This is a genomic window from Streptomyces sp. AC558_RSS880 (genome assembly GCF_019049255.1).
Classification (GTDB): Bacteria; Actinomycetota; Actinomycetes; order Streptomycetales; family Streptomycetaceae; genus Streptomyces.
Map to the genome: position 1 here is coordinate 425,640 of NZ_JAGMUJ010000161.1, position 19,199 is coordinate 444,838.

Sequence of the window (19,199 nt, forward strand, 5' to 3'; positions counted from 1 at the left end):
TTGACGATGACGTTGCCACGGCTCTGGCGCCTGACCGGCAGCTCGTCCTCGTAGTGGGACCCTGGTGCCGCGGCACCCTGGGATTCGTTGAGGATGCTCACAGGATGTTCGCCTCCCGGTTCTTCTCGTGCTCCGTCTGCTCGATGCCGGCGGGCACGTAACCGGTCTGCCCCTTCTTCACGAGGTCCTTCAGGTGCTGCTCGTAGCGCTCGGGGGAGACGACCTTCACGTTGAACAGCATCCGGGAGTGGTCGACGCCGCAGAGCTCGGCGCACTTGCCGAGGAAGGTGCCCTCACGGTTGGGGGTCACCTCGAAGGCGTTGGGGTGGCCCGGGATGACGTCCTGCTTCATCAGGAACGGCACCACCCAGAAGGAGTGGATGACATCACGCGAGGTCAGCACGAAGCGGACCCGCTTGCCCTCGGGCAGCCACAGGGTGGGGCCCGGGTTGTTGGTCTGCGGGTTCCGGGTACCGGGGACGCCGCAGTCGTAGACGCCACCGGCATCGGCCGGGAAGGCTTTCTTGTAGCGCTCCGGGACCGACTCCAGTTCCTTGGACGTCTTGGCGTCGCCCGTGGAACCGTCGACGTTCTCGACGTAGTTGAAGCACCAGCTCCACTGGAATCCGACCACGTTGACCGTGACGTCGGGACTCTTCTCGAGCCTCAGAAGCTCGGATTCGTCGCGGGCGGTGAAGTAGAAGAACACCGAGACGATGATGAGCGGAACCACCGTGTACAGCGCCTCGATGGGCATGTTGTACCGGGTCTGCGGAGGAACCTCCACCTTGGTGCGGCTGCGCCGGTGGAAGAAAGCACTCCACAGGATCAGGCCCCACACCAGCACGCCGACGACGAGCGCGGCGGCCCAGGATCCCTGCCACAGGGAGAGGATCCGCGGAGCCTCTTCCGTGGTGGGGGTGGGCATACCAAGGCGGGGGAAGTCCTCCCATGTGCAACCGGTGGCGGTCGCCAGGACCAGGCCCGCGGTCAGTGCCTGCAGCAGCTTCCGCCGCATCGGGCGCCGCGGCGAGCGGTCGGAGCCGTTGGGACTCACGTAGCGCCTTCCCGAGAGTCTCGCCCGCGCGGATTGGCTGCGGCCTGCCTTCTCGCTGGTCGGTCGCCGCCCTGCGTCGGGCAGGGGTTTGGATGTTTATGCGGACCAAACCCTAGCCGACGCCCTCCGGGGGGTCGCGGGGAGGGGTGCCGTACGCGCCGCGGGTTACACCGAGCGCCTCACCATCCGGGGGTACGGGGTGTCTCGCGGCTGCCGCCCCGCCGTGGTCGGTCGCGCAGTTCCCCGCGTCCCTTCGGGGCGCTTAGCGTTGGGGTGTGTCCTACTTTGATGCCGCTTCCGCCGCCCCCCTCCATCCCGTTGCCCGGCAGGCCCTGATGGCCTCTCTTGACGAGGGGTGGGCGGATCCGGCGCGGCTGTACCGGGAGGGACGGCGGGCACGCCTGCTGCTGGACGCGGCGCGGGAGGCGGCCGCGGAGGCGGTGGGGTGCAGGGCGGACGAGCTGGTGTTCACCTCGTCGGGTACCGGGGCGGTGCACTCCGGGATCGCGGGGGCGCTGGCCGGGCGGCGGCGCGCCGGGGATCACCTGATCGTGTCCGCGGTCGAACACTCTTCTGCGCTCCATGCGGCGGAAGTTCACCAGGCGGGCGGTGGGTCGGTCACCGAGGTCGCGGTGGACCGTACGGGGGCCGTGAGCCCGTCCGGGTACGCCGCAGCGCTGCGGCCGGACACCGCGCTGGCGTGTCTGCAGTCGGCCAACCACGAGGTGGGGACCGTGCAGCCGGTGGCCGGGGTCGCCGAGGTGTGCCGGGCGGCGGGGGTGCCGCTGCTGGTGGACGCGGCCCAGTCGCTGGGGTGGGGGCCGGTGGAGGGCGACTGGTCGCTGCTCGCCGCGAGCGCCCACAAGTGGGGCGGGCCGTCGGGGGTGGGGCTGCTCGTCGTACGCAAGGGGGTGCGCTTCGCGCCCCAGGGGCCGCGGGACGAACGGGAGTCGGGGCGGGCGGCCGGGTTCGAGAACCTGCCGGCGATCGTGGCGGCGGCGGCTTCGCTGCGGGCGGTGCGGGCGGAGGCGGCCGAGGAGGCGGTACGGCTACGGGAACTGACGGAGCGGATCCGGGCGCGGGTGCCGCGGCTGGTGCCGGACGTGGAGGTGGTCGGGGACCCGGAGCGGCGGCTGCCCGGGATCGTCACCTTCTCCTGTCTCTATGTCGACGGGGAGACACTGCTGCACGAGCTGGACCGGGCCGGCTTCTCCGTCTCGTCCGGGTCGTCCTGCACGAGCAGCACGCTGACGCCGAGCCATGTGCTGAGGGCGATGGGCGTGCTCAGCGAGGGCAACATCCGCCTCTCGCTGCCGCCGGGGACGCGGGAGGAGGACGTCGAGCGCTTCCTGTCCGTCCTGCCGGAGGTGGTGGCGGGGGTGCGGGAGAAGCTCGGCGCGCCGGTATCCGCCGGTCCCGTTCCCACGGAGGAGAGGGACGAGGCCCTGGTGGTGGACGCCGTGGGCCGACGGTGCCCGATCCCGGTCATCGAACTGGCCAAGGTCATCGGAGACGTCCCCCTGGGCGGCACGGTCCGCGTCCTGGCCGACGACGAGGCGGCCCGCCTGGACATCCCGGCCTGGTGCGAGATGCGCGGCCAGGAGTACGTGGGCGAGGAACCGGCGGACCGGGGAACGGCCTACGTGGTCCGCCGGATCGGCTGACCCGCCCCGGGGACGCGGGGCCGTCGTGCCACCCGTGCGGCTCCACCGCACGGGCGCGACCGGCCCCGCCCCGCACCCGGCGGCCTCAGCTCAGATGCCCCCGGACCTCGTCCGCGGCCTCGTCCCCGTACGCCTTGGTGAAGCGCTCCATGAAGTGCCCCCGGCGCAGCCGGTACTCCTGCGTGCCCACGGTCTCGATGACCAGCGTCGCCAGCATGCAGCCCACCTGCGCCGCCCGCTCCAGCGAGACCCCCCACGCGAGTCCCGACAGGAACCCCGCGCGGAAGGCGTCGCCGACGCCCGTCGGATCGGCCTTGCGCTCCTCCTCGGGGCAGCCGACCTCGATCGTCTCCTCGCCGGCCCGCTCGATGCGGACACCCCGCGCACCGAGGGTGGTGACACGGTGGCCGACCCGGCCGAGGATCTCCGCGTCGCTCCAGCCGGTCTTCGTCTCGATGAGCCCCTTCTCGTACTCGTTGGAGAAGAGGTAGGTCGCCCCGTCCAGCAGGATCCGGATCTCCTCGCCGTCCATCCGGGCGATCTGCTGGGAGAAGTCGGCGGCGAACGGGATGCCGCGGGAGCGGCACTCCTCGGTGTGCCGGAGCATCGCCTCGGGGTCGTCGGCGCCGATGGAGACCAGATCGAGGCCGCCCACGCGGTCGGCGACGGTCTTCAGCTCGATGAGGCGGGCCTCGCTCATCGCGCCCGTGTAGAAGGAGCCGATCTGGTTGTGGTCGGCGTCCGTGGTGCAGACGAAGCGGGCGGTGTGCAGGGTGTCGGAGATGCGGACGGACCCGGTGTCGACGCCGTGCCGGTCCAGCCAGGCCCGGTATTCGTCGAAGTCGGCGCCGGCGGCTCCGACGAGGATCGGGCGGGTGCCGAGCTGGCCCATCCCGAAGGCGATGTTCGCGCCCACGCCGCCCCTGCGCACGTCGAGGTTGTCGACCAGGAAGGACAGCGAGACCGTGTGCAGCTGGTCCGCGACGAACTGGTCGGCGAAGCGCCCGGGGAAGGTCATGAGGTGGTCGGTGGCGATGGAGCCGGTGACTGCGATGCGCACGGCGGGATTCTCCTGAGGGAGGCGGGTTGACACTTCACGCTACCGGTTGGGGAGGTCCCGCAGAAGCGGGCAAAACTACCCGATAGTAGATCTTTCTTCGTGACCTTTCCCGTGCATACGGTGCCGACATGACGAACCTCAGGGTCCACGCCCCCGCCCCGGCAGACCTCGAAGGCGGCCTGGCGTCGCTGCGCGGCGACTGCGCCCGGATGGTCCCCCACTGGGCGGTCCCCGACCGGGTGGCCGCCCGGCCGGTCTCCCCGTCCTCGATCCACGGCGTGACCGTGCCGTCCGGGTCGGCACGGCTGCTGGACGCGATGTCGGAGTACGGCGACTGAGCCGGCGCCGGCCCGTCCGGCGCTCCCGGGGAACCGCGCGCTCCCCCGCTGCGTCCCATCGCTGTCCCCCGTAAAGGGGATGCGGGATACGACCCACGAGCAGTCCCGGTGCGGCCGGGAAGGGCCTTTCCGGGACAGCTGCGCAGCCGAAGGAGCGATGCGGTGAACACCGAGCGACCCGACAACGACGACGCCGAGGCGCGCCCTGCTTCCGGCGGCACGCGCGACACCGGGGGCGCTTCGGGTGACGACGGGAAGACGGACGCCGCGACGGCCGGGGCGCCCGAGCCCGCCGGGGCAGGCGAGCCCGTCGAGCAGACCGAGCCCGCCGGGGCCCACGAGCCCGCACGGCAGGCCGGACCCACCGGGGCCCGCGAGTCCGCCGAGCAGACCGGACCCACCGCGGAATCCGAGCCCGCCGCGGAGGCCGAGCCGGACTCCGGCGGGGGTGGGCCCCTCGTCGGGGACCACCCCGCCGACGGCCGCCCCTCCGGGGAGGAGCACCCCGACGGTCCGGCGGCGGGCCGGCGGCGTTCCCCCGCGCTGATCGCCTCCGTCGCGGCCGCCGTGCTGCTGGTCGGCGGCGGTGGCGCCTACCTCGCCGCCGGTGTTTCGGGCGGTTCGGGAGACGGTGCGGCTCCTGGCGCGAACGGGGACGCCACTCCCCCGCCGCTCGCCCTCGACGGTCCCTCCGAGGACGCCGCGAACGGCATCGCACCCGGCGAGCCCAACCCCTACGGCGCCGTCTACCGCGCCGACGGCCCGCTCCCGGACGGTCCCGGTTCGGCGCCGGTGTACCGCGTCCGGGGGCAGATCACCCAGGGGCAGGTGGTCACGCTGGCGAAGGCCCTCGGGCTCGACGGGAAGCCGGTCGCGGAGGGCGGGGACTGGCGGATCGGCGGCCAGGACGGCTCCGGGCCCACGCTGCGGGTGGACCGGGACGCTCCGGGCGCCTGGACCTTCAGCCGGCACGCCCCGGGCACCGACAACTGCAAGGGGCACGTGTGCAAGACGCCCCCCGTCGGCGGCCCCCTGGTGAGTGAGGAGGTCGCGAGGAAGGCCGCCGCGCCCGTCTTCAAGGCGGTGGGCCAGGACGACGCCAAGTACGACGCGAGCCAGTCCGTCGGCGTCTTCCGGGTGGTGAACGCCGACCCCGAGGTCGGCGGGCTGCCGACCCACGGCTGGACGACCTCGGTGACGGTCGACGCGGGCGGCGAGGTGACCGGCGGCAGCGGCCGGCTCGCGGAGCCGGTGAAGGGGGACACGTACCCCGTGGTGAGCGCCCGGAAGGCGCTGGATCTGATGAACGCGGCGCCGCGCTCCGACGGACGCGCCGGAATCGGCGGCTGCGCCAGCCCCGTACCGCTGGACGAGGAGCGGGAGGCGGCCCCGTGCGAAACTCCGGGCACCCTGCCGGACCAGGACACGATCGCGGTCGAGAAGGCGGTGTTCGGGCTGGCCGCGCACAGCGTGGACGGCCGGCCGGCCCTGGTGCCGTCCTGGCTGTTCGAGGTGGTGCCGGCCAACGCGCGGGGCACGCTCACCGTGACGCATCCCGCGGTGGACCCGCGGTACATCGCCTCGGGGACCCGGTCGGGGGAGGCCAGTCCCGCGCCTTCCGGGCCCGGTGACGAGCCGACCGCGGCACCGTCCACCCGCGATGTCGACGTCGAGGGCTACACCGCCGAGGGCGACGAGCTGACCGTGACCTTCACGGGCGGGGTGTGCGCCGACTACGAGGCGACGGCGAGCGAGGACGGCGACCGGGTGACGGTGCGGGTGACCGAGACGCCCTGGCCTGACAAGGTGTGCATCCTGATCGCCAAGCAGTACCAGCAGACGGTGCGGCTGGACGCGCCGCTCGGCGACCGCGAGGTCGTGGGCACGGACGGCGAGCCGGTTCCGCTGCGGAAGGACGGCGCCCGGCTACCGGCACCGCCCACCCGGTAGCCCGGGGAAGAAGCCCGAAGGCGGCGACCCTCTCGGAGAGGGCCGCCGCCTTCGTCATGTGCCGCCCGGTGGGGGAACCCGGCTCAGCTGAAGGAGTCGCCGCAGGCGCAGGAGCCGGTGGCGTTGGGGTTGTCGATCGTGAAGCCCTGCTTCTCGATGGTGTCGACGAAGTCGATGGACGCGCCGCCCAGGTACGGGGCGCTCATCCGGTCGGTGACGACCTTGACGCCGCCGAAGTCCTTGACGACGTCGCCGTCGAGGGAGCGCTCGTCGAAGAAGAGCTGGTAGCGCAGGCCGGAGCAGCCGCCGGGCTGGACGGCGACGCGCAGGGCCAGGTCGTCACGGCCTTCCTGGTCGAGCAGGGCCTTGACCTTCGCCGCGGCGGCGTCGGACAGGATGATGCCGTCGGTGACGGTGCTGGTCTCGTCCGATACGGACATCTACATCTCTCCCGGGTTGTACGGAGACTGCTTGCCGACGGTTGCAACCGCCGGGGCCGCGGATTCATTCCGGGCCGGGCGCGCGGTTTCCCCGGCTCCCTCCTCATGCTCGCACACGCCGTGCCGAGCGAAAACCGGCCCTTGTGGGGATCTTCCGGGAATGGATCGGCACCCTTCGGGATTCACGTCACATGGACGCTATGGCCGTCGTCAAAGTGACGTGAACCGGTTATGATAGATAGCGTCATTTCGACGAAAAGTCGCCAGAAACAGAAAGGGTGCGTGCCGTGACCACCGCCCAGATCCAGGAGCTCGACGTACAGCCGACGCCCCTCGCCCTGCTGCTGCTCGGCCGTGAGGCCGACCCGAGGAGCGAGCGCGGTGTGGAGTGTCCCGGTGACCTCCCCTCGCCGTCCGACCCGGACCTGGTGGAGCGTGCCCGCGCGGCCAAGGAGAAGCTCGGGGACAAGGTCTTCGTGCTCGGCCACCACTACCAGCGCGACGAGGTCATCCAGTTCGCCGACGTCACGGGCGACTCCTTCAAGCTGGCCCGCGACGCGGCCGCGCGCCCGCAGGCCGAGTACATCGTGTTCTGCGGTGTGCACTTCATGGCCGAGTCCGCGGACATCCTCACCGGTGACGACCAGAAGGTGGTCCTGCCCGACCTGGCGGCCGGCTGCTCCATGGCCGACATGGCCACCGCCGAGCAGGTCGCCGAGTGCTGGGACGTGCTGACCGAGGCGGGCGTGGCCGGGCAGGTCGTCCCCGTCTCGTACATGAACTCCTCCGCCGACATCAAGGCCTTCACGGGCAAGCACGGCGGCACCATCTGCACCTCCTCCAACGCCCGGCGGGCCCTGGACTGGGCGTTCGAGCAGGGCGAGAAGGTCCTCTTCCTCCCCGACCAGCACCTGGGCCGCAACACGGCGGTGCGGGACATGGGGATGTCCCTGGAGGACTGCGTCGTCTACAACCCGCACAAGCCGAACGGCGGGCTGACGGCGGACGAGCTGCGCGCCGCGAAGATGATCCTGTGGCGGGGCCACTGCTCGGTGCACGGCCGGTTCAGCCTGGACTCGGTCCATGACGTGCGCGAGCGCATCCCGGGCGTGAACGTCCTGGTCCACCCCGAGTGCAGGCACGAGGTCGTGGCCGCCGCGGACTACGTCGGCTCGACCGAGTACATCATCAAGACGCTGGAGGCGGCCCCGGCCGGCTCCAAGTGGGCCATCGGCACGGAGCTGAACCTGGTCCGCCGCCTGGCGAACCGATTCGCCCCCGAGGGCAAGGAGATCGTCTTCCTCGACAAGACGGTCTGCTTCTGCTCCACGATGAACCGCATCGACCTCCCCCACCTGGTCTGGGCCCTGGAGTCCCTCGCCGAGGGCAACCTGGTCAACCGCATCGAGGTGGACAAGGAGACGGAGGCGTTCGCGAAGCTGGCGCTGGAGCGGATGCTGGCGCTGCCGTAGGGCCACACGTGAAGGGGCGCCCCGTGCAGGCACGGGGCGCCCCTTCGTCGTACGGACGGACGTCAGACCTGGGCCGGCTTCGGCTCCTGTGCAGGCTCCGGCCGCGCGGACGCGCCCTTCTTCGCGGCCCGCTTCTTCGCGCGGCGCTCCTTGCGGAGCTCCAGCATCGCGTAGAGCGTCGGGACCAGCAGCAGGGTCAGCAGCGTCGACGTGATCAGACCGCCGATCACCACCACGGCCAGCGGCTGGGCGATGAAGCCGCCCTCGCCGGTGACGCCCAGGGCCATCGGGAGCAGGGCGAAGATGGTCGCCAGGGCCGTCATCAGGATCGGCCGCAGACGGTGGCGGCCACCCTCCAGCACGGCCTCGACGACGCCGTAGCCCTGCTTGCGGTACTGGTTGATCAGGTCGATCAGCACGATCGCGTTGGTGACCACGATGCCGATCAGCATCAGCATGCCGATCATCGCCGGGACGCCCATCGGGGTGCCCGTGACCAGCAGCAGGCCGATGGCGCCGGTCGCCGCGAACGGGATGGACACCAGCAGGATCAGCGGCTGGGCGAGCGACCGGAAGGTGCCGACCAGCAGCATGAAGACGATCGCGATCGCGGCCAGCATCGCCAGGCCCAGGTTGGCGAACGCGTCGTCCTGGTCCTCGGTCACGCCGCCGATCTCCGCCGTCACGCCCGCGGGCAGCGTCAGCGCGTCGATCTTCTGCTGGAGGTCCGTGCCCACGGCGCCGGTGTTGTCACCGGTCGGCTTCGCGGTGATGGTGGCCGCGCGCTGACCGTCGATCCGGGTCATGGAGACGGGACCGTCCACGACCTCCACGGTGGCGACGTCGCTCAGCTTCACCGGGCCCAGGCGCAGGTTCTTCAGCTCGGCCACGGTGGTGGCCGGCTCGGCCGAGCGGATGACGACGTCGCGCTCGGTGTCGTCGAGGACCGCCTTGGCGGCCGGGGTGCCCTTCACCGCCAGGGAGACGGCCGCGCCGAGGGTCTGGTCGTCGAAACCGGCCTCGGCGGCCTCGTCGTTGGCCTTCACCGAGACGCGGGGCACGCTCTGCGACAGGTCGCTGGTGACGTCCGTGACGTCGTCCAGGGAGGCCACCGCCTCGCGGACCCGGTCCGCCGCCTTGCGCAGCGCCTGCGCGTCGGCCGCCTTGACGACGACGCTCAGGTCCTGGCTGCCGAAGCCGTCACCGGCCGCGATGGTGGTGGTGCCGATGCCGTCGAGCTTCTCCAGGCCCTTCTCGACGCCGTCCTGCACGTCCTCGGAGGACGCGTCGTCCTCCAGCATCACCTGGTACGTCGCCTGGTTGGTGTCCGTACCGCCGCCGAAGGCCGCCATGAAGCCGGACGAGCCGACCGTGACCTGGTAGTCCTTGACGCCCTCGGTGTCACCGAGCAGCTTCTCGATCTTCTTGGTCTGGGCGTCGGTGGCGGCCAGGCTGGTGCCGGGCTCCAGTTCCTGCCGGACGGTGAGGACCTGCTGCTCGCCCGCGTCGAAGAAGTTCGTCTTCAGCAGCGGCGCCATGGCGAAGGTGGCGATCAGCACGACGACCGCGATCGCCACGCTGGTGAGCCGGCGCCGGGTGGCGAAGCGCAGCACGGGGACGTAGAGGCGCTGGAGGCGGCTCTTCGCCTCCTTCTCCTCCGCGATCCGGCGCGCCTCCTCGGCGTCCTCCGGGGTGCCCTTCGGGGGCCGCAGGAACCAGTACGACAGGACGGGCACGACCGTCAGCGACACCAGCAGGGACGCCAGCAGCGCCGCCGTGACGGTGAGGCTGAAGGAGCCGAACAGCTCGCCCACCATGCCGCCGACCAGGCCGATCGGCAGGAACACGGCGACCGTGGTGAGCGTCGAGGACGTCACCGCGCCCGCCACCTCACGCACCGCGTTCATGATCGCCGACTGGCGCTCCTCGCCGTAGCCGAGGTGCCGCTTGATGTTCTCCAGGACCACGATCGAGTCGTCCACGACCCGGCCGATGGCGATGGTCAGCGCGCCCAGCGTCAGCATGTTCAGCGACAGGTCGCGCGTCCACAGCACGATCAGGGCGAGGACCACGGACAGCGGGATGGAGACCGCCGTGACGAGGGTCGAGCGGACCGACGCCAGGAAGACCAGGATCACCAGCACGGCGAAGACCAGACCGAGCGCGCCCTCGGTGGTCAGGCCGTCGATGGCCTTGGAGACCGCCGGGCCCTGGTCGCTGACGACGGTGAGGGTGGCCCCGTCGCCGAGGTCCTCGCGCAGGTCCGGCAGCTTCTCCTCGACCGCCTCCGAGATGGCGACCGCGCTGCCGTCGTGGTCCATGGTCGCCATCACGGCGAGGCTGGGCTCGCCGTTGGTCCGGGTGAGGGAGTCGGCCCTGGCCTCCTCCTCCTTGACCGTGGCGACGTCACCGAGGCGGACCGGCTTCCCCTTGCCGGACTCGCCGGTGACCAGCAGGTCCTCGATCTGCTGCAGCGAGGTGAAGCCGCCGCCGACCTGGACGGTGCGGTTGGCGCCGTCCTCGTCGAAGGAGCCGGCCGGGACGGTCGCCCCGCCGGCCTGGAGGGCCGTGGACAGCGACTGGGCGGTGAGACCGGCCTTCGTCAGCTTCGCGGTGTCGGGGGTGACGGTGACCTGGACGTCGCGTACGCCGTCCACGGTGACCTGGCCGACGCCGTCGATCTCCTCCAGCGCCGGCACCACCGTGCGGTCAAGCTGGTCGGCGAGCGCCTGCTGGTCCTTGCCGGAGGTGACGGCGAGCACCACGGTCGGGATGTCGTCCGTGGAACCGGCGACGACCTGCGGGTCGACGTCGTCCGGGAGGCGGGCGCCGGCCCGGTTGACGGCCTGCTGGACGTCGGCGACGAGCTGCTGGGTGTCGTTGCCGTAGTCGAAGGACGCCATGATCACGGCGTTGCCCTCGCTCGCCGTCGAGGTGACGCCGGAGATGGCGTCGACGGCCTCCAGGCTGTCCTCGATGGGTTCGACGACCTGCTTCTCCACCACGTCCGGGGAGGCGCCCTGGTACGGGGCGATCACGGACACCATGGGCAGTTCGATGGTGGGCAGCAGCTGCTGCTTGAGCTGGGGTATCGCGATCGCCCCGAAGACGAGCGCGATGATCGACATCAGTCCGATCAGCGCCCGTTGCGCGAGGCTGAATCTGGACAGCCAGGACATGGTCAGGGTCTCTTTTCCGTGGAGCGGCAGAAGTCCGGCAAGCGGGCGCGCGCACAAGTGGGCGCCCGCTCTACACCCTGAGCCATCGGCAGGGGCCGATCCGTAGACCCGAGGTCCCATCCCTTATCCGGCGCATACTCCCGTCGTAGTACGCCCCGTGGGGCTCACTCCACCCTCGGACGGACCAGCCCCGACTCGTAGGCGATGACCACCAGCTGGGCCCGGTCGCGGGCGCCCAGTTTGGCCATGGCCCGGTTGACGTGGGTCTTCACCGTGAGGGGGCTGACCTCCAGGCGTTCGGCGATCTCGTCGTTGGAGTGGCCGCCGGCAACCTGGACCAGCACCTCGCGCTCGCGCACGGTGAGCGTCTCGAGCCGCTCGGCGCGGGCCGGGTCCTGGTCGGCCCCGGACGGGCCCTCCTGGGCGAGGAAGCGGGCGATCAGCCCCTTGGTGGCCACCGGGGACAGCAGGGCCTCTCCCCCGGCGGCGATCCGGATGGCGTTCAGCATCTCGTCGGGTTCGGAGCCCTTGCCGAGGAAGCCGGAGGCACCGGCCCGCAGCGACTGCACCACGTAGTCGTCGACCTCGAAGGTCGTCAGGATCACCACCCGCACCCCGGCGAGTTCGGGGTCCGCGCTGATCAGGCGGGTGGCGGCGAGTCCGTCGGTGCCGGGCATCCGGATGTCCATGAGGACGACGTCGGCGCGCTGTTCCCGGGCCAGCCGGACCGCCTCCGCGCCGTCGGACGCCTCGCCCACCACCTCCATGTCCGGCTCGGAGTCGACGAGCACCCGGAAGGCGCTGCGCAGCAGTGCCTGGTCGTCGGCGAGCAGGACACGGATCGTCATACGGGCTCCAACGGGGGGAGGGTCAGGGGCTGTTGTCCCGGGCGGCGGACGTGCGGGTCTTGACGGGCAGGATCGCATGGACGCGGAACCCGCCGCCGTAGCGGGGGCCGGTGGTGAGGGTGCCGCGCAGCGCGGTGACGCGTTCGCGCATGCCGAGCAGTCCGTGACCGCCGCCGGGGGTGTGGTCCTGGTCCTCGCCGGTGCCGTCGTCGAGGACGGTGATCTCGATGTGGGGTCCGACGCGTACGACGCTGACCTCGGCCCGCGCGTCGGTGCCGGCGTGCTTCTGCACGTTGGTCAGGGCCTCCTGGACGATCCGGTACGCGGCCAGGTCGACGGCGGCGGGGAGGTCGGTGTCCTCGTCGCTGCGGGCGACCTCGACGCGCAGTCCGGCGCTGCGGAAGGTGCCGACGAGGTCGTCGAGGCGGTCCAGGCCGGGCGCGGGTTCGGTGGGGGCCTCCGGGTCGTCGGACTGGCGCAGCAGGCCGACGGTGGCCCGCAGTTCGCCGAGCGCGGAGCGGCTGGCCTCGCGGACGTGGGCGAGGGCCTCCTTGGCCTGGTCGGGCCGCTTGTCCATGACGTGGGCGGCGACTCCGGCCTGGACGTTGACCAGGGCGATGTGGTGGGCGACCACGTCGTGCAGATCGCGGGCGATGCGCAGGCGTTCCTCGGCGACGCGGCGGCGGGCCTCCTCCTCGCGGGTGCGCTCGGCCCGTTCGGCGCGTTCCCGGATGGCCTGGACGAAGGCGCGGCGGCTGCGGACGGCGTCCCCGGCGGTGGCGCCGATGCCGGTCCAGGCGAAGATCGCCAGGTTCTCCTGGGCGTACCAGGGCAGGGGGCCGGCCGCCATCGCGGCACCGGTGAGGACGGTCATGGTGAGCAGGCCGATGCGCCAGGTGGTGGGGCGGTCGGTGGTGGAGGCGACCGTGTAGAGCGCGATCACGGCGCACATGGCGACGGGGGTGCGGGGGTCACCGGTGACGGACTCCGCGACGGAGAAGCCGCCGGCGAGGGCGAGGACCGTACGGGGGGCACGGCGGCGGAAGACCAGCGCCGCGGCGCCGAGGGTCATGAGGACGAGGCTGAGCGGGTCGGGGGTGCGCAGGCCCCAGGTGACGCCCTCGGGGCCGTGGGGGTCGGCGAAGGAGCCGGCGACCATGCATATGAGGACGCCTGCGGCGAGGGCCGCGTCCAGCGCGAAGGGGTGTGCCTGGGCTCGGCACCGGGCGCGGGTCAGGGTGCTCACGGCTGTTTACGGTAGCCGGGGTGGGCGTCGGTGCGGGCAGTCGTGCCGAGTGCTCCGGCCCGGGTGGGGTCGCGCAGCCCGGCGTTCGCGGGGTGCCGCCGCGCCCACCCGTGCCGCCCCAGCGGCACGACTGCCCGCGGGAGCGGGAGGGTGACGGCAGTGACTGCCCGCGGTTACGAGGTCCCCGGGATCAGGCCGTCGTCGCTCAGGAGGTCCCGGACCTCCTCGAGCGTCGCGTCCGGGGACGGGAGGATCAGGTCGGAGGGTTCCAGGGAGTCGTCCGGCAGGGGCTCGCCGAGTTCGTGGACCTTGGCCAGCAGCGCCTTCAGGGTCGCGCGGAAGCCCGGCCCGTCGCCGTTCTCCATCTCGGCGAGCAGTTCCTCGTCCAGCTCGTCCAGCTCGGCGAGCCGGCTCTCGGCCAGCGTCACCTGCCCCTCCCCCATGATCCGTACGATCATGTCGCCCTCCTCGGCGTGAGCTACCGAACACCCGCCCAGTGTTCCACCCTTCAGGGTGGAAGTGCAGGGCATCCCGACCCGAGCGCCGCATCGGCATGGCTACGCTCGCCATGCCGGGCGACGCAATGTGTCCGACCTACCGCCGGACGGGCGGGAAGTCAGGCCTGCGGAGGCCACGTAAGACCGATCCTCACCGGTCGGCAGAGGCCTGTGAAACAGGAACCCGAGGTGGTGCCGCATCGCGGTACGGACCGGAATCTCCTGCCCTCGGGCAGGAGAGGGCGTCAATGCTTGTCGAAGCGCGGGGTGTCCTGCGACCGCTGTTCAGCCTGCTGCTGGCCGCTGCCGCCCTCGATGGCCTGCTGCTGGCCGGTACCACCACCGGCCAGCTCGGCCTTCATGCGCTGCAGTTCCAGCTCTACATCCGTACCGCCGGAGAGCCGGTCCAGCTCGGCCTGGATGTCGTCCTTGTGCATCCCGGACTGGTCGTCCAGGGCGCCCGAGGCGAGCAGTTCGTCGATCGCGCCGGCCCGCGCCTGGAGCTGCGCGGTCTTGTCCTCGGCCCGCTGGATCGCCATCCCCACGTCGCCCATCTCCTCGGAGATGCCCGAGAAGGCCTCGCCGATCCGGGTCTGCGCCTGGGCGGCGGTGTACGTGGCCTTGATGGTCTCCTTCTTGGTGCGGAAGGCGTCCACCTTGGCCTGGAGGCGCTGCGCCGCGAGGGTGAGCTTCTCCTCCTCGCCCTGGAGCGTGGCGTGCTGCGTCTCCAGGTCCGTCACCTGCTGCTGGAGCGCGGCGCGGCGGGAGAGCGCCTCACGGGCCAGGTCCTCGCGGCCGAGCGCGAGCGCCTTGCGGCCCTGGTCCTCCAGCTTGCCCGACTGGGACTGCAGCTGGTTGAGCTGAAGCTCCAGACGCTTGCGCGAGGTGGCCACGTCGGCGACGCCGCGGCGGACCTTCTGAAGCAGCTCCAGCTGCTTCTGGTACGAGTAATCGAGGGTCTCGCGCGGGTCCTCGGCCCTGTCGAGGGCCTTGTTCGCCTTCGCGCGGAAGATCATCCCCATACGCTTCATGACACCGCTCATGGGCTTCGCGCGCCCCCTTCTGACCGACTCCAGCTCCAGCACCTGCGACAGAACCCACAGTACGGGCCCCGCATCCATTACCGCACTGTTCGAGGACGGATGCGCTCATCCCCAAGGACGACTGAGTACCCTCCCGATCCGGCGTAGGGAGTAGGTGCTCCCCGGGGCCGGACGACCGGACCACCCGGAGGCCCCCACAACGTCCCCTCTGTCCTTTTGGAGACGTCCGGTGTTGCCGGATCGTTCCCCATGGGGCTGGGGTCCAACCCCGGGCACCCCGTACCCTTGGGTTTTGTGTTCCGTAGCCGTGCCAAGGAAGAGAAGGCATCCGCCGCCGACAACGCGACGATGACCGACTCCAAGCAGACCCGTCACCCGGAGGCCCCCAAGGGCCGCCCCACGCCCAAGCGGAGCGTGGCCCAGTCGCAGCGTCGCAGCGTCGCCAACACGACGATGACGCGCAAGGAGGCCGCCAAGCGGCAGCGTGAGGAGCGCCGTGCCGCGCTGGAGCGTCAGCGCCAGGCGCTGGCCAGCGGTGACGAGCGCTATCTGCCCGCCCGCGACAAGGGGCCGGTGCGCCGGTTCGCACGCGACTTCGTGGACGCGCGGTTCAACATCGCGGAGTACTTCCTGCCGATGGCCGTGATCATCCTGGTGCTGAGCATGATCCAGGTGCCGCAGCTGCAGAACGTCGCGCTGCTGCTGTGGCTCGTGGTGATCGTGATGATCGTCCTCGACTCGGTCGTGACCGGGTTCCGGCTGAAGAAGCGGCTGGCGGAGCGCTTCCCCGACGACAACCGGCGCGGCGCGGTGGCCTACGCGCTGATGCGCTCGCTCCAGATGCGCCGGCTGCGGCTGCCCAAGCCCCAGGTCAAGCGCGGGGAGCGGCCCTGAGCACCACGCCGTTCACGGACGGAGCGGTCCCGGGCCCGCCGAGCGGGCCCGGCGGGCTGCGCGATGTCGTCCGGGAGGAGCTGGTGGCCCGCCAGCTGGAGGAACAGATAGTCGGGCACTTCCCGGTCGGGCGGCGACTGCGGGTGCTCGACGTCGGCATGGGCCGGGGGAAGCAGGCGCTGCGGCTGGCCCGGGCCGGCCACCAGGTGACCGGCGTCGAGCAGGACGCGACGATGATCGCCGCCGCGCGGGAGGCGTTCGCCGGGGAGCCGGAGGGCATCCGGGAGCGGATGCGGATCGTCGAAGGCCACGCCGGGGAGACCGGTGTGCATTTCCTGCCGGGCAGCTTCGACGTCGTGTTGTGTCATGGCGTGCTCATGGACGTCGAGGAGCCGGACGCGCTGCTGGCGGCGATGGCCCGGGTGCTCGCGCCCGGGGGCCTGCTGTCCCTGCTGGTGCGCAACGGCGACGCGCCGGCGATGCGGCCCGGCCTGTCCGGCGACTGGGCCGGGGCGCTGGCGGGCTTCTGCACGACGGCGTACGGGCTGAAGAGGCTGACGTCGACGCTCGCGGGGATCGGGGCGCCGTTGCACACCTGGTATGGGGTGCGGGTCTTCACGGACACCGTGGCGGACGACGCCTGTCTGCCGGCCGACCTGGACACGCTGCTGACGGTCGAGGACCGGGCCGGCCGCACGGACCCCTACCGGGGGGTCGCCGCTCTGTTGCACCTGTGCGGGGTCCGGGGCTGAGACCTCGGCCCCGGACGGGCGGGGGCCCGCGCCTCCCCGCCCCCGCCGCCGGGACTCACGCCTCTTCCGCGCCCGCCTCCGCCTCCGCCTCCGCCTCCGCGTGCAGGCTCATCGGGCCGTAGATCTCCGTCGTGTCCTCCAGCAGTCGCACCTGGTCGGCGCCGCCCTCCGCGAGGGCTTTCCAGTTCTCCCCGATCCAGGACTCGGCGTCCCCCTGTGTGGAGAACTCCTCCGGCGTCACCGCGGGCTCGACCTGCGTCCCGTCGGTCTTCTCGAACCGCCACGTCCATGCCGCCATGTACGCCTCCCAAGAGTGTGATCACACCGGGCCCAAAGCCTAGTCGGACGGGCAGCCACCGTGGGGACAGGTGAAAATCGGGGCGTGGAACTGACTCTGCTCGGCACCGGTGCCCCGGCGGGACTGCCCCGCCCCGACTGTCCCTGCGCCGCGTGCGCGTCCGCGCTCGGCGCGGACGCGCGGGCGGCCACCTCGCTGCTCGTGGACGGGGCACTGCTGCTCGACCTCACGCCGGGCACCGCGCTCGCGGCCGCCCGCGCGGGCCGTTCGCTGGGCGGTGTGCGCCAGGTGCTGCTGTCGCACCCGCACGACGGCCCCGCTCTCGAGGTGCCGGCCGGGCTGCCGCAGCCGGGACGGGTGCCCGACGGGCGGGAGTTGGCGCTGCTGACGGGGCATCGGGTGCGGGCGGTGGCGCTGGACGCGCCCGGCACCGGGTACGCGGTGACCGGTCCGGACGGGCAGCGGCTGCTGTACCTGCCGCCGGGCGGGGCGCCGGCCGGTCTCGAGGAGCCGGCCGAGCCGTACGCCATGGTGCTGCTGGACGTCGTGGGGCGGCCGGACGCGCTGGCGAGGCTGCGGGAGGCGGGGGCGGTGGGCCCGGCCACGGACGTCGTCGCCGTCCACCTGGACCACGACGTGCCGCCGGGCGCCGAGTCGCGGCGGCGGCTCGCGGCGGCCGGGGCGCGCGCCGTGCCGGACGGGACCGCGCTGGAGGTGGGCGCCTACGAGGACGTGCCCGACGTCCCGCGGCGGACGCTGGTGCTGGGCGGGGCGCGTTCGGGCAAGTCGGTGGAGGCCGAGCGGCGGCTGGAGTCGTTCCCGGAGGTGCTGTACGTGGCGACCGGCGGGACGCGGGGCGGGGACACCGAGTGGACGGCGCGGGTGACGGCGCACCAGGAGCGGCGGCCGGGGTCGTGGCGGACCGTCGAGACGTGCGATCTGGTGCCGCTGCTGAAGGACGACGGGCCGCCGCTGCTGGTCGACTGTCTGTCGTTGTGGCTGACGGACGCGATGGACGCCGTGGGGGCGTGGGACGACGCGGAGTGGGCGGACGGCGGGGAACGGGCGCTGCGGGACCGGACGGGAGAGCTGACGGACGCGGTGCGCGGGACACGGCGGACGGTGGTCGCCGTGTCCAACGAGGTCGGCTCGGGCATCGTGCCCGCGACCGCGTCCGGCCGCCGGTACCGGGACGAACTCGGGCGGCTGAACGCGGCGTTCGCGCGGGAGTGCGAGCAGGTGCTGCTGGTGGTGGCGGGACAGGCGGTCGTCCTGCGGGGATGAGACCCCGGGGCGGCCCTACGGTCTCGGCTTGCGCGCGATGATCCGGTAGGCGTTGGCGAACGGGGTGTGGCGCACCACGGGCGCCAGGGCCAGGTCCGCCACCGCCGCCGCGACCACCAGCGGGGTGCCCGCGCGGAGCAGCACCGTGCGCAGGTGCCGCTGGAACGGGGTCGGCGGGGCGGCACGCCAGGGGGTGTCCGGGGCGGGCAGCGCGTGGGAGAGGGCGAGGGCGGTCAGGCCGGCCAGGTCGTGCGGTACGTGCCCGGCGCGGTGCCCGGCGGTGACGATGGCGCAGCCGCGCCCCTCGAGCTCCGCGCGGAGGTTGCGCAGGGGCAGCAGGTGCAGCCGGCGGGGCTGGTCGTAGGGCAGCCACCAGCGGCCGAACAGGGCGGCGAAGGCGCAGCGCGGGTCCAGTGTCTCGATGAGCAGATGGCCGCCGGGGCGCAGGGCGTCGAGGGCCGCGTGGAGTTCCGCGCGGGGGTCGGTGGTGTGTTCCAGGTGGTGCAGCAGGCTGACGACGTCGTAGCGGCCGGCCAGCCGGGCCATGACCTGCGGGTCGGTCAGCGACCCGATGTGGGCCTCCTCGACGCGGCCGAGGCCGCGGGCCCTCTCGACGCGCGCGGTGGGGTCGGTGCCGTCGAAGGCGGTGTACGGGAAGAACTCCCGTGCGGTCAGCGGGAAGCGGGCGAGTCCGGTGCCGACGTCCAGCCAGCTCTCCGGTTCGCCGAAGGGGAGCATCGCGCGGGCCGCGCCCCGGCGGCGGTGCCGGACGGCGGGCAGCGCGAGGACGCGTTCGGTGGCGGGGTCGCGGGGGGCGTCGCGCACGGCCCGCCGGTAGGAGGCGAGGCCCTCGGCGGTGAGGCGGGGGTTCTGGAAGGTGTGGCCGCAGTCCCGGCACTCGTCGACGGTGAACAGGCCCGGCCGGTGCCGGCGCAGATCGCCCGTTCTCAGCCGGTTGCGCAACCGCGCGGAACCGCACCAGGGGCAGTCCGCGCGGCGCGGCTCGTGCACCCGGACGGAGCCGTGGGGGGCGGGGACCGCACGGGCTGGGTCGGTTGCGGACATGGGCGGCTCCCGGCGTGAGGGCGTACGGCACTCGGGTGGGGCGACGTACGGGACAGGTGGGACGGACGGGTGGATGTCCGGTGATCCACGGCAAAACGTTACGGACGGGAGG

Annotated in this window: 17 protein-coding genes; 7 read left to right on the forward strand and 10 right to left on the reverse strand. The window is 72.4% G+C overall.

Annotation, left to right across the window (positions count from 1 at the left end; translation table 11 throughout):
- Positions 1–97: 97 nt before the first annotated feature.
- The gene (coxB, locus tag KUM38_RS38000) at positions 98–1,057 is read right to left on the reverse strand and encodes a cytochrome c oxidase subunit II (protein ID WP_217136691.1); all 960 of its coding nucleotides are present in this window, start codon (positions 1,055–1,057) and stop codon (positions 98–100) included.
- Positions 1,058–1,332: 275 nt separating this feature from the next.
- On the opposite strand from coxB, the gene KUM38_RS38005 reads away from it, so the two are divergent.
- The gene (locus KUM38_RS38005) at positions 1,333–2,721 is read left to right on the forward strand and encodes a cysteine desulfurase/sulfurtransferase TusA family protein (RefSeq protein ID WP_217136692.1); all 1,389 of its coding nucleotides are present in this window, start codon (positions 1,333–1,335) and stop codon (positions 2,719–2,721) included.
- An 85-nt stretch (positions 2,722–2,806) separates the two neighbouring features.
- Here the strand turns inward: KUM38_RS38005 and KUM38_RS38010 are convergent, their stop codons facing one another.
- Positions 2,807–3,781, reverse strand: coding sequence for a carbohydrate kinase family protein (locus KUM38_RS38010; protein ID WP_217136693.1), 975 nt, complete (start codon positions 3,779–3,781; stop codon positions 2,807–2,809).
- Positions 3,782–3,909: 128 nt separating this feature from the next.
- Between KUM38_RS38010 and KUM38_RS38015 the strand changes: the two genes are divergently transcribed.
- Together KUM38_RS38015 and KUM38_RS38020 are read left to right on the forward strand one after the other, a co-directional pair.
- The gene (locus KUM38_RS38015) at positions 3,910–4,119 is read left to right on the forward strand and encodes a hypothetical protein (protein WP_217136694.1); all 210 of its coding nucleotides are present in this window, start codon (positions 3,910–3,912) and stop codon (positions 4,117–4,119) included.
- Positions 4,120–4,281: 162 nt separating this feature from the next.
- Positions 4,282–6,069, forward strand: coding sequence for a hypothetical protein (locus KUM38_RS38020; RefSeq protein ID WP_308409147.1), 1,788 nt, complete (start codon positions 4,282–4,284; stop codon positions 6,067–6,069).
- A gap of 83 nt (positions 6,070–6,152) precedes the next feature.
- On the opposite strand, the gene KUM38_RS38025 is transcribed toward KUM38_RS38020, so the two are convergent.
- Positions 6,153–6,509, reverse strand: a complete 357-nt coding sequence (locus KUM38_RS38025) for an iron-sulfur cluster assembly accessory protein (protein WP_030582488.1) — start codon at positions 6,507–6,509, stop codon at positions 6,153–6,155.
- Positions 6,510–6,796: 287 nt separating this feature from the next.
- On the opposite strand from KUM38_RS38025, the gene nadA reads away from it, so the two are divergent.
- Positions 6,797–7,981, forward strand: a complete 1,185-nt coding sequence (gene nadA, locus KUM38_RS38030) for a quinolinate synthase NadA (protein WP_217136695.1) — start codon at positions 6,797–6,799, stop codon at positions 7,979–7,981.
- A 62-nt stretch (positions 7,982–8,043) separates the two neighbouring features.
- Here the strand turns inward: nadA and KUM38_RS38035 are convergent, their stop codons facing one another.
- The 5 genes from KUM38_RS38035 to KUM38_RS38055 form a co-directional block, all read right to left on the reverse strand.
- Positions 8,044–11,160: an efflux RND transporter permease subunit gene (locus tag KUM38_RS38035; protein ID WP_217136696.1), complete on the reverse strand. Its 3,117-nt coding sequence runs from the start codon at positions 11,158–11,160 to the stop codon at positions 8,044–8,046.
- Positions 11,161–11,324: 164 nt separating this feature from the next.
- Positions 11,325–12,008, reverse strand: coding sequence for a response regulator transcription factor (locus KUM38_RS38040; protein ID WP_217136697.1), 684 nt, complete (start codon positions 12,006–12,008; stop codon positions 11,325–11,327).
- 22 nt (positions 12,009–12,030) lie between these two features.
- Positions 12,031–13,254 (reverse strand): sensor histidine kinase, encoded by a 1,224-nt coding sequence (locus tag KUM38_RS38045; RefSeq protein WP_217136698.1) that lies wholly within the window; start codon positions 13,252–13,254, stop codon positions 12,031–12,033.
- 173 nt (positions 13,255–13,427) lie between these two features.
- Positions 13,428–13,712, reverse strand: coding sequence for a hypothetical protein (locus KUM38_RS38050; RefSeq protein WP_217136699.1), 285 nt, complete (start codon positions 13,710–13,712; stop codon positions 13,428–13,430).
- A 284-nt stretch (positions 13,713–13,996) separates the two neighbouring features.
- Positions 13,997–14,782, reverse strand: coding sequence for a PspA/IM30 family protein (locus tag KUM38_RS38055; RefSeq protein WP_302181326.1), 786 nt, complete (start codon positions 14,780–14,782; stop codon positions 13,997–13,999).
- Positions 14,783–15,043: 261 nt separating this feature from the next.
- Between KUM38_RS38055 and KUM38_RS38060 the strand changes: the two genes are divergently transcribed.
- On the forward strand, positions 15,044–15,688 hold the full coding sequence (locus KUM38_RS38060; protein ID WP_217136700.1) for a DUF3043 domain-containing protein: 645 nt from the start codon (positions 15,044–15,046) through the stop codon (positions 15,686–15,688).
- A gap of 83 nt (positions 15,689–15,771) precedes the next feature.
- Positions 15,772–16,440 (forward strand): bifunctional 2-polyprenyl-6-hydroxyphenol methylase/3-demethylubiquinol 3-O-methyltransferase UbiG, encoded by a 669-nt coding sequence (locus KUM38_RS38065; protein ID WP_217136701.1) that lies wholly within the window; start codon positions 15,772–15,774, stop codon positions 16,438–16,440.
- 55 nt (positions 16,441–16,495) lie between these two features.
- Here KUM38_RS38065 and KUM38_RS38070 read toward each other — a convergent pair whose 3' ends face one another.
- Entirely contained in the window at positions 16,496–16,738 is a 243-nt protein-coding gene (locus KUM38_RS38070) for a hypothetical protein (RefSeq protein ID WP_217136702.1), read from the reverse strand.
- Between the two features lie 84 nt (positions 16,739–16,822).
- On the opposite strand from KUM38_RS38070, the gene KUM38_RS38075 reads away from it, so the two are divergent.
- Positions 16,823–18,022, forward strand: a complete 1,200-nt coding sequence (locus KUM38_RS38075; protein ID WP_217136703.1) for a bifunctional adenosylcobinamide kinase/adenosylcobinamide-phosphate guanylyltransferase — start codon at positions 16,823–16,825, stop codon at positions 18,020–18,022.
- Between the two features lie 15 nt (positions 18,023–18,037).
- Here KUM38_RS38075 and KUM38_RS38080 read toward each other — a convergent pair whose 3' ends face one another.
- Entirely contained in the window at positions 18,038–19,087 is a 1,050-nt protein-coding gene (locus KUM38_RS38080) for a class I SAM-dependent methyltransferase (RefSeq protein WP_217136704.1), read from the reverse strand.
- Positions 19,088–19,199 lie beyond the last annotated feature (112 nt).